The 26,473-nt window shown below is 55.8% G+C and carries 21 protein-coding genes and 2 tRNA genes; 19 read left to right on the top strand and 4 right to left on the bottom strand.

Features of this window, described 5'->3' with window-relative positions; all coding sequences use genetic code 11:
* Nucleotides 1-83 precede the first annotated feature (83 nt).
* Complete coding sequence (locus tag ACQRBR_RS00940; RefSeq protein WP_427812045.1) at nt 84-1,286, top strand: MFS transporter; 1,203 nt, start codon at nt 84-86, stop codon at nt 1,284-1,286.
* A gap of 539 nt (nt 1,287-1,825) precedes the next feature.
* Here ACQRBR_RS00940 and ACQRBR_RS00935 read toward each other — a convergent pair.
* Nucleotides 1,826-1,910, bottom strand: a tRNA-Leu gene (locus tag ACQRBR_RS00935).
* A 169-nt stretch (nt 1,911-2,079) separates the two neighbouring features.
* On the opposite strand from ACQRBR_RS00935, the gene ACQRBR_RS00930 reads away from it, so the two are divergent.
* From ACQRBR_RS00930 to ACQRBR_RS00910, 5 genes are all read left to right on the top strand, one after another.
* Nucleotides 2,080-3,147: a DUF1786 family protein gene (locus ACQRBR_RS00930; protein ID WP_427812044.1), complete on the top strand. Its 1,068-nt coding sequence runs from the start codon at nt 2,080-2,082 to the stop codon at nt 3,145-3,147.
* A gap of 33 nt (nt 3,148-3,180) precedes the next feature.
* Nucleotides 3,181-4,479 (top strand): phenylacetate--CoA ligase family protein, encoded by a 1,299-nt coding sequence (locus tag ACQRBR_RS00925; RefSeq protein WP_204626431.1) that lies wholly within the window; start codon nt 3,181-3,183, stop codon nt 4,477-4,479.
* A gap of 5 nt (nt 4,480-4,484) precedes the next feature.
* Nucleotides 4,485-5,096, top strand: coding sequence for a DUF456 domain-containing protein (locus ACQRBR_RS00920; RefSeq protein ID WP_168935592.1), 612 nt, complete (start codon nt 4,485-4,487; stop codon nt 5,094-5,096).
* 7 nt (nt 5,097-5,103) lie between these two features.
* Complete coding sequence (locus ACQRBR_RS00915) at nt 5,104-5,865, top strand: RNA methyltransferase (protein WP_278900656.1); 762 nt, start codon at nt 5,104-5,106, stop codon at nt 5,863-5,865.
* A gap of 338 nt (nt 5,866-6,203) precedes the next feature.
* Nucleotides 6,204-6,752 carry a flavodoxin family protein gene (locus ACQRBR_RS00910; RefSeq protein WP_168935590.1) on the top strand — a complete coding sequence of 183 codons (549 nt, stop codon included), beginning with the start codon at nt 6,204-6,206 and terminating at the stop codon, nt 6,750-6,752.
* 140 nt (nt 6,753-6,892) lie between these two features.
* On the opposite strand, the gene ACQRBR_RS00905 is transcribed toward ACQRBR_RS00910, so the two are convergent.
* Complete coding sequence (locus ACQRBR_RS00905; RefSeq protein WP_427812043.1) at nt 6,893-7,315, bottom strand: pentapeptide repeat-containing protein; 423 nt, start codon at nt 7,313-7,315, stop codon at nt 6,893-6,895.
* 414 nt (nt 7,316-7,729) lie between these two features.
* On the opposite strand from ACQRBR_RS00905, the gene ACQRBR_RS00900 reads away from it, so the two are divergent.
* The 13 genes from ACQRBR_RS00900 to ACQRBR_RS00840 all read left to right on the top strand — a co-directional run bounded on the left by ACQRBR_RS00900 (nt 7,730) and on the right by ACQRBR_RS00840 (nt 23,980).
* Entirely contained in the window at nt 7,730-8,053 is a 324-nt protein-coding gene (locus tag ACQRBR_RS00900; protein ID WP_427812042.1) for an Ada metal-binding domain-containing protein, read from the top strand.
* A 261-nt stretch (nt 8,054-8,314) separates the two neighbouring features.
* Nucleotides 8,315-8,391: transfer RNA gene (locus ACQRBR_RS00895), tRNA-Glu, on the top strand.
* A 240-nt stretch (nt 8,392-8,631) separates the two neighbouring features.
* Complete coding sequence (locus ACQRBR_RS00890) at nt 8,632-9,435, top strand: tyrosine-type recombinase/integrase (RefSeq protein ID WP_427812041.1); 804 nt, start codon at nt 8,632-8,634, stop codon at nt 9,433-9,435.
* On the top strand, nt 9,321-9,830 hold the full coding sequence (locus ACQRBR_RS00885; protein ID WP_427812254.1) for a tyrosine-type recombinase/integrase: 510 nt from the start codon (nt 9,321-9,323) through the stop codon (nt 9,828-9,830). Before ACQRBR_RS00890 ends, ACQRBR_RS00885 begins: the two co-directional genes overlap by 115 nt.
* A gap of 412 nt (nt 9,831-10,242) precedes the next feature.
* Nucleotides 10,243-10,452, top strand: a complete 210-nt coding sequence (locus ACQRBR_RS00880; protein ID WP_297231280.1) for a helix-turn-helix transcriptional regulator — start codon at nt 10,243-10,245, stop codon at nt 10,450-10,452.
* Between the two features lie 421 nt (nt 10,453-10,873).
* Nucleotides 10,874-12,229 carry an AAA family ATPase gene (locus ACQRBR_RS00875; RefSeq protein ID WP_427812040.1) on the top strand — a complete coding sequence of 452 codons (1,356 nt, stop codon included), beginning with the start codon at nt 10,874-10,876 and terminating at the stop codon, nt 12,227-12,229.
* Between the two features lie 195 nt (nt 12,230-12,424).
* The gene (gene mobV, locus ACQRBR_RS00870) at nt 12,425-13,576 is read left to right on the top strand and encodes a MobV family relaxase (protein ID WP_427812253.1); all 1,152 of its coding nucleotides are present in this window, start codon (nt 12,425-12,427) and stop codon (nt 13,574-13,576) included.
* Between the two features lie 563 nt (nt 13,577-14,139).
* Nucleotides 14,140-17,328, top strand: coding sequence for a helicase-related protein (locus tag ACQRBR_RS00865; protein WP_427812039.1), 3,189 nt, complete (start codon nt 14,140-14,142; stop codon nt 17,326-17,328).
* A 2-nt stretch (nt 17,329-17,330) separates the two neighbouring features.
* Complete coding sequence (locus tag ACQRBR_RS00860) at nt 17,331-18,812, top strand: hypothetical protein (RefSeq protein WP_427812038.1); 1,482 nt, start codon at nt 17,331-17,333, stop codon at nt 18,810-18,812.
* Nucleotides 18,695-20,707 carry an Eco57I restriction-modification methylase domain-containing protein gene (locus ACQRBR_RS00855; RefSeq protein WP_427812037.1) on the top strand — a complete coding sequence of 671 codons (2,013 nt, stop codon included), beginning with the start codon at nt 18,695-18,697 and terminating at the stop codon, nt 20,705-20,707. The genes ACQRBR_RS00860 and ACQRBR_RS00855 overlap by 118 nt, the downstream gene beginning before the upstream one ends.
* A gap of 2 nt (nt 20,708-20,709) precedes the next feature.
* Nucleotides 20,710-21,879, top strand: coding sequence for a DUF262 domain-containing protein (locus tag ACQRBR_RS00850; protein WP_427812036.1), 1,170 nt, complete (start codon nt 20,710-20,712; stop codon nt 21,877-21,879).
* Nucleotides 21,872-22,990: an AAA family ATPase gene (locus ACQRBR_RS00845; RefSeq protein WP_427812035.1), complete on the top strand. Its 1,119-nt coding sequence runs from the start codon at nt 21,872-21,874 to the stop codon at nt 22,988-22,990. Before ACQRBR_RS00850 ends, ACQRBR_RS00845 begins: the two co-directional genes overlap by 8 nt.
* A gap of 9 nt (nt 22,991-22,999) precedes the next feature.
* Nucleotides 23,000-23,980 (top strand): hypothetical protein, encoded by a 981-nt coding sequence (locus tag ACQRBR_RS00840; protein WP_427812034.1) that lies wholly within the window; start codon nt 23,000-23,002, stop codon nt 23,978-23,980.
* A gap of 738 nt (nt 23,981-24,718) precedes the next feature.
* On the opposite strand, the gene ACQRBR_RS00835 is transcribed toward ACQRBR_RS00840, so the two are convergent.
* Together ACQRBR_RS00835 and ACQRBR_RS00830 are read right to left on the bottom strand one after the other, a co-directional pair.
* Nucleotides 24,719-25,885 carry a hypothetical protein gene (locus ACQRBR_RS00835; protein ID WP_427812033.1) on the bottom strand — a complete coding sequence of 389 codons (1,167 nt, stop codon included), beginning with the start codon at nt 25,883-25,885 and terminating at the stop codon, nt 24,719-24,721.
* Between the two features lie 26 nt (nt 25,886-25,911).
* Entirely contained in the window at nt 25,912-26,328 is a 417-nt protein-coding gene (locus ACQRBR_RS00830) for a lysozyme inhibitor LprI family protein (RefSeq protein WP_427812032.1), read from the bottom strand.
* Between the last annotated feature and the right edge of the window lie 145 nt (nt 26,329-26,473).

Here is a 26,473-nt window from a genome sequence, read left to right as displayed (position 1 = left end):
GTTTATAATGTGGATAATTGTAATTATCCTATATATTTAAACGCTATAATTAAATAACGATTATGTATAAAAAGGAGGTTTATATGAAAAATGGCGAGCATTATAAAAATAATAACGATGATATACTTTTTAAAAAGGATTTTTACCTAATTTGTATTGCAAATCTTTGTACATGTATGGCTATATATTCAGTCATGCCTGTGCTTCCATTGTATCTGATCGATGTCCTTCATTGCAAAGAATCAGTGATGGGGATAGGGCTCGCAGCCTTTCCCCTGGTCGCCCTTGCGGTGCGTCCTTTTTCCGGGATGATGTCAGATATGATGGACTGCAAGCGTCTTCTGCTGATTGCTACTACATGTTGCGCTATTTTTTTCCCTCTGACTTTTATGGCAGCAACGATCTCGCTTTTTATCGGCATACGCTTGTTGCATGGCATAAGCTTTTCCATCATGACCACATCACAGGCAACGATGGCAGTCAGCTTTATTCCTGAGAAAAAATTGGGGATGGGGATCGGGGTATTCAGCAGCATGTTGTCGCTGGGGATGATCCTTGGTCCCATGCTGGGCTTGTATGTGACGAGCAAATATTCCTATGCCGCTGCTTTTGGCTTGCCCTTTGTCTTTGCCATGCTGGGTACTTTTTTGCAGGTATTCATCACGGCTCCGAAAAAAATACAGGCAGCAAAACACAGAAAGCCTACTTGGGACATGTTTTTCATGCCGCAAGGCCTCTATGCACTGGCTTCTTTGTTTATCGCAGCGTTCATGCTGGGGATGATTTCAAATTATACTTCAGTACTGGCCAGAGATACGGGTATGGATTCCTATGCCAGTGCTTTTTTTCTGCTGATGGGAATAGGACTCTTGGTGAGCCGCCTGTTTTCCGGCTATATCGTAGATAAAGGCTATCTCGTCATTCTGGTCTGTGTAGCGGACCTGGTGGCGCTGGGCGCTGCGCTGCTCCTTGCCCGGACGACATCTCCCGTACTTTTTCTGGGATGCGGGGGGCTGCTGGGTATATCTCTGGGGGCTCTTCTACCCAGTTATCAGACAGTACTTGTATATCTGGCAGACAAGACAAAGCGGGGAGTTGCCAATGCAATGTACTTTATCGGGATGGATAGCGGCATATGCCTTTCCCTCCTGATGGGAGGGATCATCTCACAGTCATTGGGGATGGATATTGCTTATATGGTCGCAGCCTGGGGGCAGCTTGTCTCGCTGGGAATATTCCTCAAATTCGTCGCGCCCCAATATCGGGCTGTGCTTGGCTCTGAATAAAGAGACAGGCAGGCTCTTTTCCTATCCTTCTGCCACGAGGGTGGAGAGGAAGGACGGCCTTGAAATCGTCCGCATTCTCTGCCCTCTTTTCCCTGCATAGAAGACAGATGCCGGACAAGGATATGCCGCAGCGTATGAAGATTGGGTACGCCAGGTAACGAAGCATGCAGCAGGGCAAAAAGCCGGCAGGCAAGCAGCTTGGCTTCCTGACGGAAACATGCTCCTAGGCTCAGGCGTATCTCGGCATTTCCCAGACGTTTTTTGGCAGCAGCAGGCAGAGCACAACGAAAATAGAAGATGCGGCCCACATAAAGAAGATGCTGACCGGAACGGCGAGTTGTTGGGTTGGAGTGGGAAGTGCTGTGCGGGTGAGCGGAAGAAGCGGCAGCGGATGGCATTTGAGGCACCTTTTGTACCACCTGTTTGACCCAAATTCGTAAAGGCAGGAAAAACAGGGGATGGACTGGGCTTGCTTGCTGCTCGAAACAACAAAAAAAAGAGAGGGTTGCGGCTACTTGCCACAACCCTTGATGTCTTGCTGGTGCCGAGGGCGGGAATCGAACCCGCACGGCGGTTGCCACTACCACCTCAAGATAGCGTGTCTACCAATTCCACCACCTCGGCACAAGTGGAGTGATACAGAAAACCGGGTGGCTTGGCAAGAACTTTTTTGCATTTTGGAAAAATTTTTTTTGAGCAGCCCTGCCGGAAAGGCTGGGGCTTGCCTTGGGCCCGGCTAACCGGTACACCAAGAAACGGCAAACTTTGCTATTGTTTGGCCTGGAGAAAAACCATGGATGACGGTGTTCGTACTTTTTTACAAAAAACAGGTCCTGTCCTTTGTGTCGATATCGGCAGCGGCACCCAGGACGTCCTTTTGGCCCGTCCGGGACTGGAAGTCCACAACTGGCCACGCTTCGTCCTGCCTTCACCGGCCCGTCTGGCCGCGCAGCGCATTCGTGAGCTGACCCTGCTCAAGCAGTCGGTATGGCTGTATGGTGAAAATATCGGTGGTGGCTTTGGTCTTGCCGTGCGTGATCACATCAAGGCGGGGTTTGCTGTCTACAGTACTGCCAGTGCTGCCAGCGCCCTGCACGACAACCCCGAAGTCGTCCGCAGCATGGGCGTCCAGATAGCGGAGCAGTGTCCGGCCGGTGCCGTGCCGGTGCCTCTTTCCGATTATTCCCCGGAATTTTTTGCCGGACTGCTGCGGCAGGCCGGGCTCCCGTTGCCGCATCTGGTACTGGCGGGCTGCCAGGATCATGGTTTTCATCCCAACGGCAACCGCATGGGGCGCATGCAGGCTTGGACGGCCCTGCTGCAGGCGTCGGCCCTGCCGGCCAACTGGATCTACGAACAGCCGCCGGCGGAATGCACTCGCCTGCTGGCCCTGCAGAAAAAGACCGGTGGCCCGGTGGCGGATACCGGGACCTGTGCCCTGCTGGGCGCCTTGTGCGTGCCGGAAGTCATGAAGCGGAGCTGGCGCGAAGGGATCACCATCATCAATGTGGGCAACAGCCATACGGTGGCGGCGCTGGTCTATCAGGGGCAGGTTCGCGGCATTTACGAGCACCATACCGGCATGCGTACCCTGCAGGAATACCTTGCGGATCTTGAGCAGTTCCGGCGTTCCTGGCTGCCGTGCGAGGAGGTCCTTGCACACGGAGGGCACGGGACGGCGTTCGGGCCCTACTGTGAGGAGGCCGGAGGCTACGAGCCCACCTATATACTGGGGCCGAAGCGGGAATTTTTACAGGGACAGGGCCAGTTCCTGGCCCCGTATGGCGATATGATGCTGGCAGGCTGTTTTGGCCTGCTCTGGGGATGGGCGCACAGGGGCGACGCCGCCGGGCGTTTGTAATTCAAGATGGACAAGCAGCAATAAGGTTTTGACATGGAAGTTTTCGATGCAGCGGAATTGTGGAGCAGGGACCAGATCGAACACACCCAGCTGACGCGCCTCAAGGCCACCGTGGCCCATGTGCGCAAGAGCGAGTTCTATCGTCGCCGTCTGGATGAAGCCGGTGTGACGCCCGAGAGCATCACGTCGCTGGACGACATCCGGCGCATCCCCTTCACCACCAAGCAGGATCTGCGGGACCAGTATCCCACGGGGCTCCTGTGCGTACCGCGCAGCGAGATCGTGCGCATGCACTGCTCCAGCGGTACCACGGGCAGTCCGGTGGCCATCTGCCATACGCAGAACGACATCAACTGCTGGGCCGATCTGATGGCCCGCTGCCTTTATATGGTAGGCGTACGCCGTGACGACGTGTTCCAGAACATGTCCGGTTACGGCCTGTTCACCGGGGGCCTGGGGATCCATTTCGGTGCCGAGCGTCTGGGCTGCATGACCATCCCGGCCGGACCCGGCAACTCGCGCCGCCAGATCAAGCTGGCCAAGGACTTCAAGACCACGGTCGCCCACATCCTGCCGTCCTATGCGCTCATCCTTGGCGAACATTTGCGCAATATGGGTGAAGACCCGCGCGACTTTCCCCTGCGTATCGCCGTGGTGGGGGCCGAGCCCTATACGGTGGAATTCCGGCGCCGTATCGAAGAACTCTTCGATATGAAGGCCTACAACTCCTACGGCCTCTCCGAGATGAACGGCCCGGGCGTGGCTTTTGAATGCCAGAACCAGAACGGCCTGCATGTCTGGGAAGACGCCTACCTGCCGGAGATCGTGGATCCCAAGACCGGCGAGCCCGTGCCCGACGGCGAGATCGGCGAACTGGTCATGACCTGTCTGTGCCGTCAGGGCATGCCCATCCTGCGTTACCGCACCCGCGACCTGACCCGTTTCCTGCCCGGGGAATGCTCCTGCGGCCGCCATCATCGCCGCATCGACCGCATCCTGGGCCGCGCGGACGACATGTTCATCATCAAGGGCGTCAACGTCTACCCCATGCAGATCGAACAGGTCATCATGACCTTCCCCGAAGTGGGGCAGAACTACTGCATCCTGCTGGAAAACGACGGTATCGGCGACGTCATGCGCGTGCAGGTGGAGATCCGCGACGAATACTTCGTGGAAGACATGCGTTGCCTGCAGGGCCTGCAGAAGACTATCGCCCAGCGGCTGCGTGACGAGATCCTGGTGACGCCGCGCGTGGAACTGGTGCAGAGCAACAGCCTGCCCAGCAGCGAAGGCAAGGCCGTGCGCGTGTACGACAACCGCGCCAAGAAGTAGCCTGTATGGAAGGATTCATCGCGCTGGCCTCGTTCAGCCTGGCCTATGCGTTCATCGTCCTGCTGGGGCTGATCCTGCTGCTCAACATCCTTGGCCTGCCCGCCAACTGGGTGGTAGTGCTGCTGGTGGTGCTGTGGAAGTTCCTGCACCCGGCCGCCGGGGCCCTGGATGTCTGGTTCTGGATCATGTTCCTGGGCCTGGCTGTCCTGGGCGAGGTGCTGGAAATGGGCGTGCAGGTCATGAATGCCAAACGGCACGGCTCCAGCACGTCCGGCACCGTGGCCGGTATGGTGGGGGCCATCGCCGGAGCCATCTTCCTGGCACCGCTCTTTTTCGGGCTGGGGGCGTTCATCGGGGCTCTGGTGGGCGCCTGGCTGGGCTGCCTGGTCATGGAACTGCTGCGTGGCCGTCCCGGCAAGGAGGCCTTTGATGCGGCCTTCGGCACCATGATGGGGCGCTTTCTGGGAACGGTCTGCAAACTGGGTACGGGCAGCGCCATGGTCGTGCTGACGGCCCACCGCATCTGGCCGGATATGGCTCCGGTGCCGCCGCCGTTGCGTCCTGTGGTGCCGGAACCCGGACAGGTCGTGATGCTGCTGAAGAACTGGCTGTGTTGAGGTGATCATGTCACTGGATTTGTTACAAGTTGTTTTGGTACAGACGCGCTTTCCCGAGAATATCGGTATGGCTGCCCGCGCCTGTGTGAATATGGGCAGCCGCAGCATCCGTCTGGTGGAACCTGAACGCTGGGACAGGGAAAAAGCCCGTCCTCTGGCCACCCCCAAAGGGCAGGGCGTGCTGGATGACGTCCAGGTCCTGCCGGATGTGTCGGCTGCCGTGGCGGATTGCTCGCTGGTCATCGGGACGACGGCCCGGACAGGTGGCTGGCGGCGTTCCCTGCTTTCCCCCGAGCAGGCCGCGGGAGAAGTGGCCCAGGCCCTGGAGCGGGGAGAAAAGGTGGCCATCGTGTTCGGCCCTGAGGATCGGGGACTGGATAATGATGCCATCCAGCATTGCCAGCGGCTGGTGACCATCCCCACCAATCCCGAGGCCAGTTCCCTTAATCTGGCGCAGTCGGTATTGTTGCTGCTGTATGAGTGCGCCAAGGCCGTACGGGCCCGCCAGCATGAGGCCGCCGGGGAAAAGGCCCCGGCGGAGGGAGGCTCCGGCCGTGTCATTTCCTCTGCCGACTACGAGCGCCTGCTGGATAATCTGAAGGACATGCTGCTGCGTCTGGATTGCCTGCACGGGGACAACCCGGATTATTTCCTGATGCCGTGGCGGCGCCTGCTGGCCCGGGCCCAGGTGCGGCGGCATGAATACGACGCGCTGATGGGATTGTGCCGTCAGGTCCGTAACAAGCTGGATGGCGGCAACAAAGCCTAGTCGCCTGACAGTTGCAACCATGCTCCATGAACAGCCCCTGAAAAGGGGCTGTTTTTGTCTCCTGCATCCTTACAGGATGCTCCGCGCGGCGAGCAAAACCGGCAAAGGATACGACTCCGGGCTAGCCGGTTTCCGGAGATTACGGAGCAGGGGCGAGGAGAGTCTTTTATCCGGCCCAGGAAGGGCAGAAGGGGAGAGGAGGGCACGGCGGTCGTCCTCGAAACTTTTTATGAAAAATGGTTGACGAACTGGCCTGCAAAGAAGACCATCTGCCGGTTCACGTGGCCGGCCGCTGTCATCCGTCTGTGTACCGGTCAGAGCCAAAAGGAGAAAGATCCATGAGTGGGAAAAAAGTTCTCGTCATTTCTTCCAGCCCCCGCCGGATGGGCAATTCCGATCTGCTGGCCGATGCCTTTATCGAGGGAGCGCGGGAAGCCGGTCATACTGTGGAAAAGATAAACCTGCATGACAAAAAGATCGGCTTTTGCAAGGGCTGTCTCGGCTGTCAGAAAACGCAGCACTGCATCCTTCGGGACGATATGGATGACATCCTGCCGCGTATGCAGCAGGCCGAGGTGATCGCCTTTGCCAGCCCCGTCTATTTCTATTCGCTGTGCGGGCAGCTGAAGACCCTGCTGGATCGCACCAACCCCCTGTTCGCCGGAGACTATGCTTTCCGCGACATCTATTTGCTGGCCAGTGCTGCCGATACGGACGAAAAGACCATGGAAGGCCCCAAGAAAGCCATGGAAGGCTGGGTGGTCTGCTTTGAAAAGACCCGGCTGTGCGGTGTGGTGCAGGCGCTTGGCGTGACGGAATCCGGCGACATTCGGAAAACGCCTGCGGCCCTGGACGCTGCCCGCGATATGGGCAGGGGCATCCGCTAGAAACGTTGTCTGTCTGCCAGTTCTTCTGGCAGCAGAACAGGGCAGGGGACAGTGCCTTCCGGTTGTCTGCATCGGCAGGCAATATCAGGAGTGGCTGCTGTTCCCTGTTTTTTTAGAAAATACCTTGTTCAAGAACTGGCTTATTTGTCCGAAAGCCCTGTGACGCCTTCCAGCCACGCACCATCCAGGCAGACTTCACGCAGGCTGGCCCCGCTCAGGTCGGCTCCCCGAAGGCTGGCACTCGTCAGATTCGCACCGTCCAGCAGGGCATTCTCCAGGATGGCACCATTTAGCCGGGCTTCCCGCAGGTCGGTATCACTCAGATCTGCTTCATTGAGCGCTGCTCCGGCCAGATTGGCCCAGGAAAGATTGGCCTTTGCCAGCTCCGCGTTGACAAGGTTGGCCCCGGCCAGATCGGCCAGCTCCAGATTGGCGCCCCGCAAGTCGGCTCCGGCGAAATTTGCTCCCCGCAGCTCGACGCCTCGAAAATCCTTGCCGGCCAGATCGGCATTGGCAAAATTTTTCCCCGCCATGCTTTGCGGGTGGGAATGCTGATGGCTCATCGAATCCCTCCTAAAACGGTTTCCGGTCATGATACGCCACCCTTGCGTACCGCGCCACCCCTGTTTTTACTTACGGACACTGCGTGGCCGGAACCACAACAAGGGCCTGCGCGGGACGGTCGACGCCAACTCCTTGCATCGGAAGGCAAGGCTCCCTGCATGATGCTGCCGTGATGGCGGCTTTGCTGTGTCGGGTCTTGCCCGCAGGGAGGTAGACAAGATCCAGAGAGGCGGGCTTTCAGGAGGGAAAAGCTGCCATCGGAGAAAAAGGCGCGAAAAACGGTCTCAGAGGCGGGAAAAATCTTTATCTTGCCTGTCGGATGAAGTAGGATAATACAAAATAGGGGCCGGGATTGCCATGCCGGGCATGGTGTGCCGCCCATGTACATCCAATTCCCTGTGAGGAGTTTGGCCATGAAAAAATTGCTTTCCCTCCTGTTGGCTCTGGGGCTCACCTGTGCTCCCTGTGGTATGGCCCTGGCGGCTTCCGCCCAGCCCGCTCCGACTCCTGCTGCCGCGGCCAAGCCCGCACCCGCCAAACCTGCTGCTCCGGCCGCCAAACCGGCACCAGCTGCCTCGCAGAAGGTAGAAGCCGGTTATCGTGGCAATCCTTCCAGCAAGGTCTATCACAATTCTTCCTGCCGCCACTACAAGAGCAAGGGCGCCAGCAAGGTCTTCGCTTCCCCGGCTGAGGCCAAGGCCGCCGGTTTCAAGCCCTGCAAGGTCTGCAAGGGCTAGACAGAGGATCTTCGCCTGATGGGGCTCCGGCCGATCGACGGTTGGGGCCTTTTTCGCATCCACGACGTGGTGCGCTGGCAGCGTTCGCCGGGTAAGCGATAGCCAGAACCTGCCCCGGTCACGCCGCAACGCGCAGGTTGTCGGGCCCTATTATCAGCGTGGGGACAGCCATTTCCGCTCCTGCTTATGGATGACAAAAATGGGAGTTCCAAATTTTTTGCTTGACGGCAGCCCGAGTTTCCCGTAGATACACCCCATCGCGTCCCCATCGTCTAGCCGGCCCAGGACAACGGCCTTTCACGCCGTCGACAGGGGTTCAAATCCCCTTGGGGACGCCAACATAAGGTACAATAAAGGATATCAGTGTGCAAAACACATTGGTATCCTTTCTTTTTTTGTGTCAACGGGGTTTCCCGTCGTCCACGTTTGTCCAGTTGCATCCAATGCTTGCAGGGGTATATCCGAGGGTAGATCCATGATATGAAAAGCGTGATACCCTCACGGATAACATAGTTGTATTACTGTGTTTTTTGTCCTGAGAGGTATCGAGACATCCAGCAGAAGCCAAGGAGTACCCCATGCCTCTTACCGACATTCGTATCCGCAGTTTGAAGCCCGCAGACAAGCCCCACAAGTATTCCGACGGCGGCGGGCTTTTCCTCTTCATTCCTCCCAGCGGCAGCAAGCTCTGGCGCATGGCCTACCGCTTTGAGGGCAAAAGCAGGCTCCTCAGCTTCGGGGCCTATCCCGCCGTATCTCTCAAGGATGCCAGAGAGCGCCGTGATGAGGCCCGACGTCTGCTGGCGAAGGGTATCGATCCCTCCGCGTACAAGCGACAGCAGCAGGAAGCCCGAAGAATTGCCGAACGGGACAGTTTTCAAAACATTGCCCGCGAATGGCACACCACACGCATGACGGCATTCTCCACAAAGCATCAGGGAACGGTCATGTATCGTCTTTGCAACTACATTTTTCCGTTTATCGGCACGGCGCCCATCGCCCGGCTGGAAGTGCAGGATATCATGGCCGTGCTCAGACCGCTGGAGATGAAACGTTGTCACGAGACCTCCCGGCGCGTCCTGCAAATCATCAATCAGGTTTTCCGCTATGCCGTCATCACGGGGCGTGCGCGGCACAACATCGCCGCTGATCTTCGGGGAGCCCTGCACCCTCGTCAGGTAACACATCGTGCCGCTGTGCTGGCGCCGGAAAAGGTCGGTCAGCTGCTCCGGGACATAGATGCCTATGACGGCTATTTCCCGCTGGTCTGCGCCTTGAAGCTGGCTCCGCTGGTCTTTCCCGCCCTACGGAATTACGGGCCGCACAGTGGAGCGAGTTTGATCTGGAAGCCGCGGAATGGCGCATTCCGGCAGAACGCATGAAAATGCGACGTCCGCATATTGTGCCGCTGTCCACACAGGTTGTGGCCATTCTGCGGGAGTTGCAGCCCTGGACCGGCACGGGCAAATATCTGTTTCCTTCTGTGCGCACGGAAGCGCGTCCCCTGTCCGATGCCACCATGCTCAATGCTCTGCGCCGCATGGGCTATCAAAAAGATGAAATGAGCGTCCACGGCTTTCGCTCCATCGCATCAACGCTGCTTAACGAACTGGGCTACAATCGGGACTGGATTGAACGCCAGCTTGCGCATGGCGAACGGAATGAGGTCCGCGCAGCGTACAATTATGCGGAGTACCTGCCGGAGCGCCGAAGGATGATGCAGGAGTGGTCCGACTATCTGGACAGACTCCGCACAAGCAAAGCTGGACAGGCTTGACAGCTACCCAAAAGAGCATGTTCTGATAAAAATCTCTGGGGGGGGGACAGCGTCCAAACACGCGCAGAGCGTTTTTTGGGGGAAATCCGGCAAAACAATAAATTTATAACATTCTATAACTACACAGCTTTTACGAACAGCTTCAAATAAATGCCATTCGTAAAAGCTGTGTTTTTTTGTAACCTTTTGGCCGCTGACATCCCCCTCTATGCCTACCAATAATCTTTTTATATTTTAGAATGTTACAAAATTTTGATTCTGTTTTCCAAAGAAAATGCATGACATTTTTGTACACCCAAAATGCTCTTGAAGGTAGCTGTAAGTACCTGGGTTACAAAACATCTGTCCTGCACATGCCATTTATTTTATGCTATAGACTCCGTAAACCTCTTCTTTATACGGAGTTGTTACTATGGCGACAAATATCCCCTCCACTGGCTTTCTTCGTCTTCCTCAGGTCCTGGCCCTTGTTCCCATCAGCAAAAGCGCCTGGTGGCAGGGTTGCCGTACCGGACGTTATCCCAAGCCTGTAAAGCTCGGTCCCCGTACCACTGTCTGGCGGGCGGAAGACATCAGAGCGTTCATAGAAAACGCGGGACGGGAGCAGGAAGACCATGACTAGCCTTCTGGAAAGCTTCCGGGAAATTCTCGCGCAGCATGACCTTCTGCCGGAAGATATCCTTGCGGACGGGAATCTGCATCGCTGTCCGACAAGGAGGAAGCCGCACAAGCGCAACGGCGCCTATATTGCCCATCAGGACAGGCCCGCGACTCTCTGGTGGTGCAACTGGGAGACAGGCGATCAGGGGACGTTCCACGCGGAAGGCGAACAGGCACTTTCTCCTGTTGAGCTGTCGGCGTGGCACAGGCGGCAGCAGGCCATGCGCAAACAGCGTGACGAAGAATGCGCCAGGCGTCATGCGGAGGCGGCGCCGCAGGCGCACAAGCGTTTACAGGCTTCCTTTCCCTGTTCAGAAAGACACGCGTACCTGAGCCGCAAAGGTATTCCTGCGCTTGCGGATATACGTCAGGACAGAAACGGGATGCTCATCATTCCGGTCAGAGGCAGTTCCGGCACGGTGCAGAGTCTGCAATATATCGCACCGGACGGCACTAAGCGCTTTCTTACGGGCGGCAAGGTTCAGGGCGGACAATTCGCTATTCCCGGCAATGCAGAAAAACCGCTGGCACTTTGTGAAGGCTACGCCACCGGGGCCAGCATTCACCTTGCCTGTGCATGGACGGTCTATGTGACGTTTTCGGCCGGGAATCTGCCTGTTGTGGCGGCTGCCGTGCGAAAACAGTTCCCGGACGCGCAGATTCTGATCTGCGGCGACAATGACGAAAGGGGCCGTGACAAGGGACAGGAGGCCGCGCAGGCTGCACAGGCGCATCTTGTTGTGCCGCACTTTACCACAGGCAGCGGCAAGGACTTCAACGACCTGCATCTGACAGAGGGGCTGCAAAGCGTGCGCCGCCAGCTGGAAAGCGCCCTGCCGGACAAGCGAACTTCGCTGGTATCGCTGGATATGGGCGAGTTCCTTTCCATGTCCATACCTGAACGGGGGTATCTTTTATCCCCCATTCTTCCGGTTCAAGGGATAGGCATCCTGTACGCGCCTCGCGGCATCGGCAAGACGTTTGCCGCCCTGAGTGTCGCGGTAGCCGTGGCTTCCGGCGGCGCGGTGTTCAACTGGCGCGCGCCCATGCCCAAACGGACGCTGTATGTGGACGGAGAAATGCCCGCCACAGCCATGCAGCATCGCCTTGCCGCGCTTGTCAGTGGCATGTCCGTCCCGCCGCATACACTGAAAAATATGGCGCTCATCACGCCGGACCTGCAGCCCTGTCCCATGCCGGATCTCTCCACCGCACAGGGACAGGTCATGCTGGAACCATTTCTGAAAGGCGTGGATATGGTCGTGCTGGACAATATCGCCACCTTGTGCCGTACCGGCAAGGAAAACGAAGCCCAGTCATGGCAGACCATGCAGGCATGGCTGCTGGAGCTGCGTCGCCGGGGCATGGCTGTCCTGCTTATCCATCATGCCGGAAAATCCGGCGATCAGCGCGGCACCAGCGCCAGAGAAGATATCATGGATACAGTCATCAGTCTGCGCAGGCCCAGAGAGTACAGCATGGCCGAAGGCGCACGCTTTGAAGTCCATCTGACCAAGGCACGGGGCATCGTGGGCGATGATGCCCGCCCTTTTGAGGCCAATCTGATCACCGAAGGCAACGCGCTGCACTGGCGCATCAGAGAGCTTGAGGATGTGGAACTGGCCGAGCTGAAACGCCTGCTGGCCGAGGGCTACAGCATCCGTGACTGCGCGGAGGAAATGGGGAAGTCCAAGGCTGCTGTCCAGCGCCTGAAAAAGAAGCTGGAAGGGAAAAATTGACCTGTCTGCGTGCAGGTGTACCGCTGTACCACTCTCTAAGGGGCGGTACAGCGGTACACCTCCCGAAAAAGCGTCCAGATATGTCCAGCATTGTCCGCTGGGGTCCTCTCCGGCTGTACCGCTACAACGGCAAAAGTGTACCGCTTTGCAGACGTCAGAAACCCGTGCGGATCAGAAATACAAGGAAGTCCGACCATGTCCTATCTCGTCCTGCATATGGACAAATTCAAAAAAGAGGCCGTCAGAGGCATTCAGAGTCACAATCGCCGGGAACGCGAGAGCCATTCCAACCCGGATATCGACTATCAGCGCAGCTGCGGCAATTACGAATTGCATGACAAGGCCGCGACAAATTACGCGCAGGCCATCCAGCGGCGCATTGACGATTTGCAGCTGATCAAGGCTGTCAGAAAGGATGCCGTACACATGTGCGGGCTTATCGTCACGTCTGACAGCGATTTTTTCAAAAGCCTTTCTCCAGAAGAAATCCGGCGTTTCTTTGAGGAAAGCAAAGCCTTTCTCACGGATTTTGTGGGAGCGGAAAATGTCATTTCCGCGATGGTGCACATGGATGAAAAGACGCCGCACATGCACTTTCTTCATGTGCCCGTGACACGGGAAGGACGCCTGAATGCCAACAAGATTTATACGCGGCAAAGTCTGAAAAAGTTGCAAAGTGATCTGCCTCTCCATCTGCAACGCTGCGGCTTTGCCATTCAGCGCGGCGTGGAACAGAAGCCCGGCGCGACCAGAAAGCATCTGGATACGCGCGAATACAAACAGCAGCAGGAAGAAAACAATCGCCTTGCCCGGGAAGGATTGTTGCTTGTCCGGGATGCGCTCCGTACCATCGGCAGACTGGGGCAGCGAGAGGCGGAATTGAAACAGCGCGTTGCCGACTATGAACGACAGGCCGAGGAGGCGGAACGCCTGCTGCGGGAGGAAGAATCACTCCCGGAAGCCTCCCTTTTCAATTACAGGCGCGTGCTGGAAATGTCGGCACAGACTATCAGCCGATTGCGCACGGCCTTGTCCGCAAAGCATCTCATCGCACGCCAGAAGAATGAGCTGCAACGCGAAGCGGCCTTTCTGAAAAAGCAGCTGGCACAGCTTGAAGCTCTCTGCAAAGCCCGTGATCAGGAAAAGGCGGATATGGAAAGCCGACAGGCACGCATGGGCCAGGAGCTTGAGACCTACCGGGAGTTTGCCCGGGAACCGGAAATCCGGCAACGCCTGACGGACTTCCTTCAGGAACAGCAGGCAGCGGAACAGCAGCGGCAGGAGGAGGAAAGGCAACGCGCAGCGATTGCCGAGCAGGACAGACAGGGCACCGTGCGGATGCGGTAATGTGTCTGGCGGGACATCTTCGCCCCGGCCGAAGATATAGCCCACTATGCTTCACTGACGTGAAGCCCGTGGGCAAGCGTCCCGCTTGACCGGGAAAGGCAAAAACGGCAGAGGAGAAGAACAGCCACAAGCAGAACCCCGGATCAGAGCAAGACCATTAGGACGGAATTGTTCCGCCTCAAGCCCGCCAGCATCCGCCTTGACGGAAGCTGTTCTTTAGCTGTCAGGGAAGCTATCTTTGCCCGGCCCCCGACACTGGAGCGGATGCGCAGGCGCGGCTTCGAGCTTGCGAACTGGCGAAAAGGCAAGCCCCGCCCAGTTCTCTGGACAGGGCATAGCAATCTGTTTGTTTCTTCTGGCAACCTCTCCGGTACCGTTGCTTGCGGAATACGGCAGAGCTGGCTATACTGGAAAACCATGGTCCTTTAAAACTCTGCCCTTTGGTTTGCCAGCTGGCATAGAGATAGTTTTACCTTTGAAAAAAGGTAAAGCGCGACACGACAGGCCGTATGGTTTGAAAGTATGCGTCAGCCCTTCTCCAACGTTTCTATCCCAGAACCGCTATGCCACACAGTGATACCCGATTTTTTACCAATACGGAAAATAGTTCGCTGGTAACGCGCTTTGCTGCAACGCTCAAGGAAGCGCGTTTTTTTGATGTGCTTGTCGGTTATTTCCGGGCAAGCGGCTTCCATCTTCTTTGCCATTCTCTTCAGGATGTCGAAAAAATACGCATTCTTGTCGGCCTGAATGTGGACGAACAAATTTTTTCGGCCTCACAGGATGCTATGCTTTCCCTGCCCGGCAATCTTCTTTCCCATCAGGAAGCTCGCAATCTTTATAGTCGTCAGCTGGTACAGGAGATAGAATCTGCTGAAGAGACGCAGGCAACAGAAGAATCCATCAGGATTTTTATGCAGTGGCTTCAGCAGGGAAAGCTGGAATTACGCGGCCATCCCAGCCGGACTATTCATGCAAAGGTATATATCTCACGGTATCGGGGGGATTTGCTGTACGGCAGTGTCATTACGGGTTCAAGTAATTTTTCCGCATCAGGACTTATGGCGCAATGCGAGTTCAATGTGGAGCTCAAGGACAGGCCGGACGTCGATTTTGCCCTGGAGCGCTTTGAAAAACTCTGGCAGGAAGGGATTGCACTCACAGATATTTTTGTTGCCACAGTGCAGCAAAAGACGTGGCTTTCAGAAAGTATTACTCCCTATGAACTGTATTTAAAGGTTTTGTATGAATACTTCCGGGAGGATATGGACCTTGCGGCATCCGCCTCTCTTGTGCTTCCGGAAGGTATGTACAATCTTGAGTATCAGCGACAGGCTGTTGCTGCCGCAGCGCGTATTCTTTCAAAGCATAATGGTGTCTTCCTTTCTGATGTCGTAGGACTGGGGAAAACATATATTACTGCCTTGCTGCTACAGACACTACCCGGAAAAAAATTGATTATCTGCCCCCCCGTCCTCTGTGACTACTGGAGAGATACGCTTATGCAGTTTATGGTACCGCATTGTCGTGTCGTTTCCAGTGGAAAATTGGATGTTGCCTCCGCAAAAGCTTCGCAATGTCAGATTGTTGTTGTTGACGAAGCCCATCGCTTTCGTAATGAAAATACGCAAAGCTATGCACAGCTGAAAGTTATCTGCGCCAATAAAAAAGTTATTCTTCTGTCCGCGACGCCGCTTAATAATCAGCTGGGGGATTTGCTGGCACAGCTCAAGCTCTTTCAGGCAGCGCGTCAGAGCAGTATTCAGGGCGTCAGCAATCTGGAGGGATTTTTTAAAAAACGTCAGGAAGAGCTTAAATCCGTTCCGCGTGATGATCCGTCCTATCCCGATATCGTCAGGAAAAGTGCTGCGCTTGTACGTGACAAGGTGCTGAAATATGTCATGGTGCGGCGCACGCGCTCTGAAATCCGGCGTTATTTTCAGGCCGATTTGCAGCGGCAGCAGCTGCATTTTCCTGAGATGATGCCCCCGCAGCGCATTATTTATAAATTTGACGCAGAGACGGAAGTTGTTTTTGACGAGACTATCGCGCTTCTGAAAACGCTTCAGTATGCGCGCTACAAGGCGCTTCTCTATCTTGAGCGCGGGATCAGCGCACAACAGCGGCAGGGACAGCACAATATCAGCGGCTTTATGAAATGCATCTTGATCAAGCGGCTGGAAAGCAGTTTTCAGGCGTTTCGCGGCACTGTTTCCCGTTTTATTCAGTCGCACGAGACTTTTTTGAAAATGCTTGCTGCCGGCTGCGTGATACTTGGCAAGAATGTTGACGTGGAAGCCTTTGCCGGCCTCGACGACGATGCGCTGACGCAGGCGCTGGATGCTGCGGATGGAGAACGCTACGACGCGGCGGAATTTTCCGATGAACTTCGGAAAGATGTCGAGCAGGATTTGGAGGTCTTGCGCAGCATAGCCCGGCTGTGGACCGCTGTGACGACAGATTCCAAATTTGAAGCTGTCGCCGCTATGTTGCAGACAAGCCCGCTGCTCAAGGATGAACGGGTCTTGATTTTTACAGAGTCACGGGAAACAGCCTTGTATCTGGGCGAACGCCTGGAAGTGCTTTTCCCCGGCGCATCGCTTGTCTTTGACAGTCAGGGGGGCGTCTGCTTTCGGGATGGCGCGCGTCAGTTTTTGAGCAGCTATGACGCGCGGGAACGCATTCTACGGAATTTTGATCCCGGTCATGAAGCCCCGGAGCAGGATATCCGGCTGCTGATTGCTACGGACGTACTGGCCGAAGGCGTCAACCTGCATCGCGCGGGGCGCATTATCAATTATGATTTGCCTTGGAACCCAACGCGCATCATGCAGCGTGTCGGACGTATCAATCGCGTGGGATCACGGCATGAAAAACTGTATATCTTTAATATTTTCCCCACCTCGCAGGCAGATGCCCATCTTGGATTGGAAAGCAATATCATCAATAAAATAGATGCCTTTCATACTGTTCTTGGAGAGGATGACCGCTATCTTTCCGAAGAGGAACAGCCTGTGCCCCAGGGCTTGTTCGGGCAGCGCCTGATGCGTCGGCTTGATCAGGCAGGCATGGAAGATGACAACGAAGAAGACAGCGAACTCAAATATCTTGAAATCATCCGTACCATACGCGACACCCAGCCGGAGCTGTATTCCCGGCTGGAACACCTCCCCCGCAAGGCGCGCGCGGGAAGAGAGGTAAAAGAACACGCGAACAGCACGTTGATCTTTTTTAAGGAAGGACAGGTCAAAAAATTTGTGCTTGTTCCTCCCCAGGGGCAGGGGGAACCGCAGGAGCTGACCTTTCTGGAAGCGGCAGCCTCTTTTGCCTGCCCTGCGACGACGCCGCGCAAGGAGGTTCCGCCAGTCTACTATGAAGCTCTTTCTTCCGCGCGTCGCTGGCTGGAACAGCGCGGGGCGGAGGATGCCTTTACCCCGACCCGTTCCACCACCGACAAGCAGCTTTTGCACGGACTTAAGGCGCTCTTGCAGTGGCGGGCGTTTCAGGAAGAAGACCGGACCTATCTTGCTCTGCTTTGTGCGGCTGTTGATCAGGGACGTTTGTCGCGTCCTCTGCTCAAAAAACTTCATGCTACGGCCAATCCCCGCAAGTATGCGCCGCAGCCCATGCTTGCCGCACTCCGGGCGCTTGCGCCGGAAAATATGCTGACAACGCCTGCCGCCGCCACGCCGAAGGCTTCGGAACGGCAGCCCCATGAAATCATTCTGGCAGAATACCTTGTGGAGAACTAGCCATGTCCATGAGTCACGACGAGGCCCGGCAGCTTGTTGCTCGCGTTTTGGGCGGCATTTTTGATCTTGCGGCGTTCCGGCAGCTGATTGCCAATATTTTTCCTGCCGACTCTCTGTTGGAAGACAAGCCCATCAGCGGGCAGTACATCCCCGAAAAGTTTCGTGACGATGTGGCTTCCTTCCGTCGCCTTGTCAGACATGAGGCGGAAGGGCTGCGGATGGATGTCCTTGTCGTTAAATTGCGGAGTGCGGCAAAGCTGACGCGCGCGAGATTCATGCAGCGCAATTTTGTGGCGCGTTATCTGAACGGCGGCTGGGGCGGAACGGAAAAGGATGCCGCTCTTGTGGCTTTTTATTGCAGCGATGCCGACGAATGGCGTTTTTCCCTTGTCTACAAGGAATATATCTGGGGAGACGACGGACTGCGAACGACGCTTTCCGAACCTCGGCGTTGTTCCTTTCTTGTAGGGCCGTATGAGGGAACGCACACGGCACAGGAACAGCTTGCGAGACTCTTGCAGCTGAAAAAGCCCTGTACCCTGCAAGACCTGCAACAAGCTTTTCTGGTCGAACCCATCACGCGGAGCTTCTTTGAAGAGTACAGGGAACATTTTCATCGCCTGTGCGAGGAATGCGCAGCCTTGCGGGCCAACCACGCCTCCTTGCGCAAGGAATGGGCGGATCGCGGTATTACGGATGCGGATTTTGCCAAACGTTTGCTTGGTCAGCTGATCTTTCTGTATTTTTTACAGCGCAAAGGCTGGCTTGGCGTGAAACGGGAACAGCCGTGGGGGAGCGGCAGCCGCAAGTGGTTGCACGAACTGTATGAAGCCCATGCCAAGGCGAACGGCCATCGCTTTTTTGACGATTATCTGGAACCGCTTTTCTATGATGCGCTGGCGCGGGATCGCTCCGAGGACGGCGGCTGGCATGAGGGGCTTGGCTGTCGTATTCCCTTCCTGAACGGCGGTCTGTTCGACCCGTTGGGCAACGGCGGCGGCTATGACTGGCGCGGCGTGGATGTGCCGCTTGCCGACAGCAGCATAGGGGCCGTTCTGGAGACGTTTGACCGTTATAATTTTACGGTGCGCGAAGACGAGCCGCTGGAAAAGGAAGTGGCCGTCGATCCGGAAATGCTGGGCAAGGTCTTTGAAAATCTGCTGGAAAGCGAACGGCGCAGCGATCTTGGCACATACTATACGCCGCGTGATATTGTGCATTATATGTGCCGAGAGGCGCTTTGCAGTATCTGGATCGGGCCGTCAATGTCCGCCGGGAAATCTGCAACCCTGATAAAAAGCCGCAGGCCCTGGAGTCGGATGTACGCGCGCGTTTTTCCCGTCAGGAACGCATCCCCAGAAAAGACTTGGAACGTTTCATCCGCGCGGATGAACTTCTTACCGTCAAAACCAGCAAAACGGCACTGCGTCAGGCCGCACAGGAGCGCGATACGGAGCTTGTGCGTTCCTTGCCGGACTCCGTAAAGGAACATGCGGCCCTGCTGGATGCCAAGCTGGCGGAGGTGCGCGTCTGCGATCCGGCTATCGGTTCAGGGGCCTTTCCCGTGGCCATGATGCACGAGATTGTGCGCGCCCGGCAGGCGCTCGGATCGGCCCTGACCGATCAGGACGGCGAACGAACCTCCTATGCGTTGAAGCGCCATGCCATTCAGCACAGCCTGTATGGTGTGGATATTGACGCATCCGCCATTGATATTGCCAAGCTGCGGCTCTGGCTCTCGCTTGTGGTTGACGAGGACGATCTTGCCCATGTGCGCCCCCTGCCCAATCTGGATTACCGCATCATACACGGCAACTCGCTGGATGCCATGCGCGTTTCCTATAAAAGCAGCCTGTTACAGGGACAACTGCTGCATACCTTGCAGCAGGCGCAGGACTCCTATTTTGATACGACAGACAAGAACTGCAAACAGCGCTTACGCAAGGATATTGAGGCCTGCCGCAAGAAACTTGGCTGCTCTGCTCTTTTTGAATGGACGATCGATTTCCACCAGGTCTTTCATGGGAGCGTGGGGGAGGAAAACAAGGGCTTTGATATTGTCATTGCCAATCCGCCCTATGTGCGGCAGGAAAAAATCACGACCAGCAAGGAGCGCCTCAAGGCGGCATTTGGCGATTTTTTTGATGGTACGGCGGATATTTACACCTATTTTTATGCCTTGGCACTGAAACAGCTGCTGACGCCGCTGGGCTGCTGCTGCTATATTGCGCCCAACAAGTTCTTTCGGGCGGCCTACGGCAAGAACTTGCGCAGTCTACTGACGTCACACTTGGCGCGTGTACGCTCCCTGATTGATTTTGGCGATACGCAGCTTTTTGACGGCGCCACCACCTATCCGGCCATTGTGCTGGCACAGCGGGCAATGACACCGCCGCAGTCTTCCATTTGGTGCTGCGAAATCCGGGACACGGCGCTGCTGCCGCAGCTCTGGCATCATGTGCAGCAACGGGGACACGCCGTCCCGGTAAGCCAGCTGGCGCCCGACGGCTGGCAACTGGACGATCCGACTGTTGCGGCGCTGCTGCGTAAACTGCAACAGAACAGCACCCCGCTGGGAGTTTTGCCCGGCGTGCAGATGTATCGTGGTGTTCTAACCGGCTGCAATGAAGCCTTTGTTATTGATGGGGCCACGCGCCAGCGCCTGCTGGACGAAGACCCCAACAGCGCGGATGTGATCTTTCCCTGGCTGCGGGGCCGCGACCTCAAGCGCTGGCAAACCGAACCTTCGGGGAAGTTTGTCATTTTTACGCGGCGCGGTATCGATATAAAAAAGTATCCTGCGGTCAAGCGTCATCTGGAGCAATTTAAAACCAGACTAGAGCCTCGTCCCAGAGAGTGGAAACCCGCGTATCCCGGTGAAAAATGGGCGGGACGCAAGGCAGGCTCATATAAGTGGTATGAAATTCAGGATAATATTGCTTATTATAAAGAATTTTTAAAAGAGAAAATTGTTGTTGCTGCCATGAGGCAAGATTTTTTTGCCTTTTTGGATATGGGGGATACTCATACAAATGATAAAACAACAATTATAACATCCATTGAAAATATTCCACTTTTATGTATACTCAACTCTAAATTATCTATGTTTTACCTAAAAAGAATTTGTTCAAAATGTAGCGGTGACACCTTTGAATTTAAACCACAATACTTATATCAAGTTCCAATTAGAAAAAAATATATAGAGTATACAGAAAAATTTAAAAATATCTATTTTATTATAGAAAATATACTTGCACGTGATTCCGCTGCCGATATTGCGGCACAGGAACGCAAGATAGACGAACTTGTCTATGATTTGTATGGCCTGACCACACAAGAACGCGACATGATAGAAAACGATATGCAGCAGAGAGGCTGACAATGACGGAAGAAACGCTGCAGACGCAATATGACATGGATACTGTACTCGTTCCTGAGGCGGAAGTGGAGCCGGAAGGCAGCGATACCAGCACGCCGCCGGAAGAAAAGGAAGAGCGCATTACCCAGCCCTTTGATACGCGGGCCATTCGTATTGAATCCAAGTCCGGCAATATGAATACACTGCTGTCCCGGCTGGAAAATGACGAGATCGACCTTGCGCCGGATTTCCAGCGTCTGGGCGGTATCTGGACTCCCCAAAATCAGTCTCGCCTCATGGAATCGCTCATGCTGCGCATCCCCATCCCGGCCTTTTACTTTGACGGCACAGATGATGAAAAATGGCTCGTGGTGGACGGCCTGCAACGCCTGACGGCCATTCGTCGTTTTGTTATCGATCAGGATTTGAAGCTGTGCGATCTGGAGTACCTTAAGGAACATGAAGGCAAGATCTTTTCCGAGCTGCCGCGCCCTTTGCAGCGGGCCATCCGGGAGGCGGATCTCGTCTGGTACCTCATCATGCCCGGAACGCCGGATAATGTGAAATTTGACGTTTTCCGGCGCATCAATACCGGGGGGCTGCCCCTCAGCTCGCAGGAAATTCGTCATGCTCTCAACGGCAAGCCTGTGACGGACGTTATCCGCAAGCTGGCGGAAAGCGAGGAGTTCAAGCAGGCGACCGCACACGGCCTTTCAGACAAGCGCATGGATGACCGCGAGTGCGTGACCCGCTTTCTGGTTTTTGCCGTGTTTCCGCCGGAGAGCTATGATAAGGACGACTTCGACGCCTTTCTGAATACCGGTATGCGCTATCTGAATACTCATGCGGAACTGCTGGACGACTTGCAGCGCCGCTTTCTGCGGACCATGCGGGCGGCGGAACGTATCTTCGGCAATGACGCCTTTCGCAAACGCTATTACAGCAATGCTACGCGCTTTCCTGTCAACAAGGCCCTTTTCGAGAGCTGGAGCGTCAACCTGGATGCCTGCACTGATGGGGAATTGCAGATTCTGGAACAGAAAAAGGGCAAACTTAAAGAAGCCTTCATGCGCCTTATGCGTGAAGACAGCGTTTTTGAAAAGGCGGTTACACAGGGCACGGGTTCCATATCGCGGGTCAGATGCCGCTTTCAAGCAATTCGCGAGCTGATTCAGGGGGTGCTGCATGCTTAACGGTATGGAGTTGACGAATTTCAAGTGCTTTCAGCGCCAACGGATAGACTTTCGCCCGCTGACGCTGCTGACGGGCGTGAACAGCGCGGGCAAGAGTACGGTGATTCAGGCTCTGCTCCTCTTGCAACAGAATTTTGCTTCCTGCGGAGAAGATGCGGCATTCTCCTGCCCGCCAAAACAAGGTGAGGCAGGAGGGAAGCTGTTCCTGTCCGGGGAGCTGGTCAACCTCGGCCTGCCGGAGGATGTGCTCTACAGCAATGCCGATGATGATGCCTTTGGCATTGCCATTGAACGGGATGAAGCGACCTTCCCCCTGAAGGCCGTTCTTGACGGTGACGAGCTGCATGCCGAGTGGGATCTTATAGCTTGCCCGGAACTTGCGCACTTCCAGTACCTGCATGCGGATCGTCTGTGCCCGCAAACGCTTTTCCCCATGCCGAAGGCCGGGCAGCTCTCTTTTAATGCCATCGGCAACAAGGGGGAATTTGCCGCCTATCACCTGCACGCCTTTGGCCAGACAAAAATTGTTCATGCGGACACTTCCGGGCCAAACCTGCTAGCCCCTGATGCCGCCGGGGATTCCACAAGTCTGCACATACAAACCGAAGCATGGCTTTCGCAGCTGGGATCGCCGGTACGCATCCAGACGGAACGGCCTTCGGGCACGGATGCCGTGGTGCTGCGTTTTTCCTTCCCGGATATTTCCCGCAGCTACTACCGTCCCACCAATGTGGGCTTTGGCCTGACATATGCTTTGCCCGTCTTTGTCGCTGCCCTGCGCGCGCCGGTCGGTTCGCTGTTGATCGTGGAAAATCCCGAAGCCCACCTCCACCCCAGGGGACAGGCGCTTATGGGGCACTTTCTGGCACGCGCCGCCGCCTGCGGCGTTCAGGTCATCATCGAGACGCACAGCGATCATGTGCTCAACGGCATCCGGGTCGCCGTCAAGCAGGGCGCCATTGCGCATGGCAACGTACAAATCAATTTCTTTCATCAACAGGACGGCGCAAGCTGCGTCAGTACCCCGCATATCGACAAGGACGGGCATCTTGATCTCTGGCCGGAAGATTTCTTTGACGAATGGGACAAGCTGCTTTCGGAATTGCTGTAGGGGGCGGACATGGATCAGGTCTTCAATGAGCTGTCGCTTTCCGCTTCACTGCCGGATGACCATGCTGCCCACGCGGCCCTGCTGGAACTGAAAAAAGCTTCCGACAAGCTGAAAGCCCTGGGCTTTTCCCCGCAAATCCGCGTCACTGAGGACTTTGCCGTTCGTCACATCACGCCGGGCTGCACGATCCACGAGTATCTGAGACGCCCGGCCGGAGGCATTGAAAAGACATTGTGTCAGCTGCTGCTCAAACGCTTTTCCGATGCGCCCTATGTAGAGCAGCTTTGCACTGATGCGGGAATGACAATTCTTGAAGAATACGTCATCGACGAAGAACCATGCAAAGGTTTGGCATTGGCATCCCTCTGGGATATCCCCGCGCTTTCTCTTGCCGGGGATGCCCGTTTTGTTCCTCCTTATGTCACGCTGACGCGCAACAGCCTCAATGAAGCTGATTCAGCCGTTTCCGAGGAAGAATGCCAGGTCGGGCTCATTTGCGGGGAAGAGGACATCCCCCACCACGAGGAAATCATCAAAGCCCGGTTCTACGAACCGACCAATACGGGGAAGGAACTGCTGGAGTATGCGCATCGCCGACTGACGCATCTGCTTTTCAGCGCTGTGGCGGAAGACCAGCTTGAAGGGATGCTGCAAGGCCATATCCTGCTGCCGCGTATCCGCAAGATACTGGAAGAACTTCAACGCGCCATGCGGGAAGCTGTGAAGACGCGACAAGCCTTTTCCCCCAAGGGCTTCAAGTATACCCCTGCAGAAGGGGATTCCGCTACCCAAGGTAAAAAAGGGCAAAAGCATACATTTACTTTTAATGCTACGGGGCGACAGGGGGGCAGCCTGACGGTTGACTTGCTCTGTGAATCTCATATGCGTATTACCGAGGGAGATCGCGTCTATTTCTATGCCGATACCGGCAAAGAAACCGTCTACGTTGGCCATATTGGCAAACATTTGCCCGGAAAGAAGTATGGGTAGTACAAAAAATACAGAAAAAATGTCGAACGCGGAAAAGAATATTTGCGGCGACGGACGAGGAAGCCTCCGGCGGGGGCTCTGTCAAAGGAATCTGGCGACTGCTTTCTACCAGACAGCGAGAATCTGACGCAGAAGGATTGACGACAGAAACGCCTGCTCATGGGAAATAACAGGCTTTTCTGAGCGTCCAGAGAGGTGCAAAAAAATATTTTCAGATTTTTTACCGTATTGAGGTATCTGGAGAGGTATCGCAGATGAAAATTGAATAGAAACTTATAAAAATCAACATATTATGCTAGTACAATTTATCCCCTTGGGGACGCCAACAAGGAATTAAGCCCTTACGAGCAATCGTAAGGGCTTTTTTTATTGTGGGGTAAATTTGCTTCACTAGTGTACGCAACTTCGGCCTGAACCTTACGCTGTGAAAGCGGTTTGCTGCCGCCACTTCTTTTTCCCTTGAACGGAGGAAGAAGAGGCTCGATACGTTGCCACAGATCATTAGGCACATCACGAAAATCTGTCTGCTTCATAGGATGAGCTTACCATACTTTTAACCAATCGAAAATTCTGGACGTTCTCTACATAAAAGCCGGGCAGCAACAGTATTGCTGCCCGGCAACTGTGAGGCCATGTCATGCCGAAGCATGATGATGGGACGCGAGGGCGGGAAGGGGATGAGAGGAGGGGATAAGGGGATGCTTTCTTCCCGTCCCTTCTTTCCTCACAGATATGGAATTACTCGTAGGTATGAAAGCCCTGCACCACCTTTTCCGCCTGAGGGGCGTAGTCTTGTGCCTTGTGCTTCGGGTAGCTCATGCGGAGGATGCGGGCGGCAGGATAGCCAAAAAAGCACTTGATATAGACAATCTCGTCACCCGCAATACCGGATACCATGAACCAGTTATTTTCCTTGTCGATATGCTTGGAGGTCACCTTCAGCCCGCTGGAGAGTTCTGCCAGGGCCTCCTCCATGCTCTGGCCCATGACCAGATAGCTGCGGGTGCCGTAGGCCAGCAGGGTGAAACCCGCCTGGTCGCGCATGGTCACGCCGTCGCCGTTATCGGATTCCTGCATGGTGCAATTTTCCGGCAGCCGGGAAAGGGAAAATTCGAAGCGTCTGTTGTCGTAGCGCGGGGCGGCAGCGGCGTCCCCTGTGGCCTTGGCCAGACCGGGCATGACCGCATAGAGGGTGTTACCCCCGAAGCCCGGGCCGTACGTGAGCTTTCCCCACTGGATGCGGAGCGTCTTGCCCTGGTAGGGCTGGAGCCACTGCCAGCTGTTCTCCTCACCATTCAGCTTCAGTGTCCGCCCGTCCTTTGTCCGGAACAGATGGCCGTACCAGACATCCGCCAGCCCCTTGCCATCCAGACCAAGATATTCCATCTCTTCCAGCCTGAGGTCCGTCCAGTGTCTGTCTCCGGCCTCCTCACTGTCGGGGATGGTATGGATCTCGTTCTTTCCTATAACGGTCCTGAAGGTATAGCCTTCGCCGTCTTCCCAGAAATAGACCAGCTTGCCGTCCTCCACGCGGCGTTCCTTCAGGCCTGGGCCGTCGGTGCGGAAGACATGCAGCGTCATGCCCTGGTCGGAAAGCAGGGTGAGCAGCTTCTGGCCGTCCTGGGAAGACTCCACCTGATAGAAGGTCTGGTTGCCGGCCTGCACGCGGGAAACGCCCCAGTAGAGATACACGCAGGTCTGCGCAAAAGGCTTTCCATCACGCATGAGGCGCAGCCACCGGCCCACATCCCGAGTGATGTCGCCCCCCGGCTTGCAGGGAGACAGGCCTTCGACACTGTCCAAGATCTGGGGCAGGAAGCCTTTCTGGGGGGCGGCCTGTGCCGAACCGGCGCCGAGCGGCCCGGAGGCAAGAAGGCAGAACAGGAAAAGGATGAAAAAGCGCATGGGAACCTCCTGTCGCCGCGTCATGATTACTCAAGGATGCGGACCTGTGCCCTGATGGCTTCAGCCCGGAAACCTCCCTGTTCGACCAGCCCCTCGCTGCCGCCGCCGTTCACTTCCATGACGTATTCGCCCATCATGTCCACATAGTCCTGCCAGGCGGTCTGCGACTGCTCCAGGCGCTTCTTGCAGATTTCGGGGTGGTTGGCCTGCTCGCACCTGGCCCCGGCACGGCTCAGGGCCTTGTCCAGCCTGTCCTGCCAGTACTGGATGGCCTTGGCATTGCACTGGCGCATCTCATTGACGGATGAGCTGCGCGAGATGCAGGCATCGAAGCCGGGGGCCAGCTCTTCCTTGTTGGTCGGATTCGCTTGAGTCAGGGGCGACTGCAACAAAAACAGGCTTCCCAGCAGGCAAAGACCAAGTGTCCACTTTCCAAATCTCATGGTGACCTCCGTCATGTGTGTTTGCTGCCGCCATGACGGCGGCAAGGGCCTCCTCGGACGATATTCCGGCAGGGGAGGAGCGGAGCCTCTCTCATGCTGCGGGGCATCTCTCCGGAAAAAATTGCGCTTTCCGGCCGCGTTGCGC

Source organism: Desulfovibrio sp. SGI.133 (assembly GCF_050313955.1).
Taxonomy (GTDB): Bacteria; Desulfobacterota; Desulfovibrionia; order Desulfovibrionales; family Desulfovibrionaceae; genus Desulfovibrio.
Note: the sequence above shows the minus strand (reverse complement) of the source record. Positions and strands in the feature narration are given on the sequence as shown.

Coding starts and splice junctions, on each gene's coding strand:
- ACQRBR_RS00835 (WP_427812033.1), bottom strand. CDS start 25,885: ATGCGCTTTTTCATCCTTTTCCTGTTCTGCCTTCTTGCCTCCGGGCCG.
- ACQRBR_RS00845 (WP_427812035.1), top strand. CDS start 21,872: ATGCTTAACGGTATGGAGTTGACGAATTTCAAGTGCTTTCAGCGCCAA.
- mobV (WP_427812253.1), top strand. CDS start 12,425: ATGTCCTATCTCGTCCTGCATATGGACAAATTCAAAAAAGAGGCCGTC.
- ACQRBR_RS00860 (WP_427812038.1), top strand. CDS start 17,331: ATGTCCATGAGTCACGACGAGGCCCGGCAGCTTGTTGCTCGCGTTTTG.
- ACQRBR_RS00925 (WP_204626431.1), top strand. CDS start 3,181: ATGGAAGTTTTCGATGCAGCGGAATTGTGGAGCAGGGACCAGATCGAA.
- ACQRBR_RS00915 (WP_278900656.1), top strand. CDS start 5,104: ATGTCACTGGATTTGTTACAAGTTGTTTTGGTACAGACGCGCTTTCCC.
- ACQRBR_RS00905 (WP_427812043.1), bottom strand. CDS start 7,315: ATGAGCCATCAGCATTCCCACCCGCAAAGCATGGCGGGGAAAAATTTT.
- ACQRBR_RS00930 (WP_427812044.1), top strand. CDS start 2,080: ATGGATGACGGTGTTCGTACTTTTTTACAAAAAACAGGTCCTGTCCTT.
- ACQRBR_RS00865 (WP_427812039.1), top strand. CDS start 14,140: ATGCCACACAGTGATACCCGATTTTTTACCAATACGGAAAATAGTTCG.
- ACQRBR_RS00880 (WP_297231280.1), top strand. CDS start 10,243: ATGGCGACAAATATCCCCTCCACTGGCTTTCTTCGTCTTCCTCAGGTC.
- ACQRBR_RS00830 (WP_427812032.1), bottom strand. CDS start 26,328: ATGAGATTTGGAAAGTGGACACTTGGTCTTTGCCTGCTGGGAAGCCTG.
- ACQRBR_RS00890 (WP_427812041.1), top strand. CDS start 8,632: ATGCCTCTTACCGACATTCGTATCCGCAGTTTGAAGCCCGCAGACAAG.
- ACQRBR_RS00910 (WP_168935590.1), top strand. CDS start 6,204: ATGAGTGGGAAAAAAGTTCTCGTCATTTCTTCCAGCCCCCGCCGGATG.
- ACQRBR_RS00840 (WP_427812034.1), top strand. CDS start 23,000: ATGGATCAGGTCTTCAATGAGCTGTCGCTTTCCGCTTCACTGCCGGAT.
- ACQRBR_RS00920 (WP_168935592.1), top strand. CDS start 4,485: ATGGAAGGATTCATCGCGCTGGCCTCGTTCAGCCTGGCCTATGCGTTC.
- ACQRBR_RS00940 (WP_427812045.1), top strand. CDS start 84: ATGAAAAATGGCGAGCATTATAAAAATAATAACGATGATATACTTTTT.
- ACQRBR_RS00850 (WP_427812036.1), top strand. CDS start 20,710: ATGACGGAAGAAACGCTGCAGACGCAATATGACATGGATACTGTACTC.
- ACQRBR_RS00900 (WP_427812042.1), top strand. CDS start 7,730: ATGAAAAAATTGCTTTCCCTCCTGTTGGCTCTGGGGCTCACCTGTGCT.
- ACQRBR_RS00875 (WP_427812040.1), top strand. CDS start 10,874: ATGCTCATCATTCCGGTCAGAGGCAGTTCCGGCACGGTGCAGAGTCTG.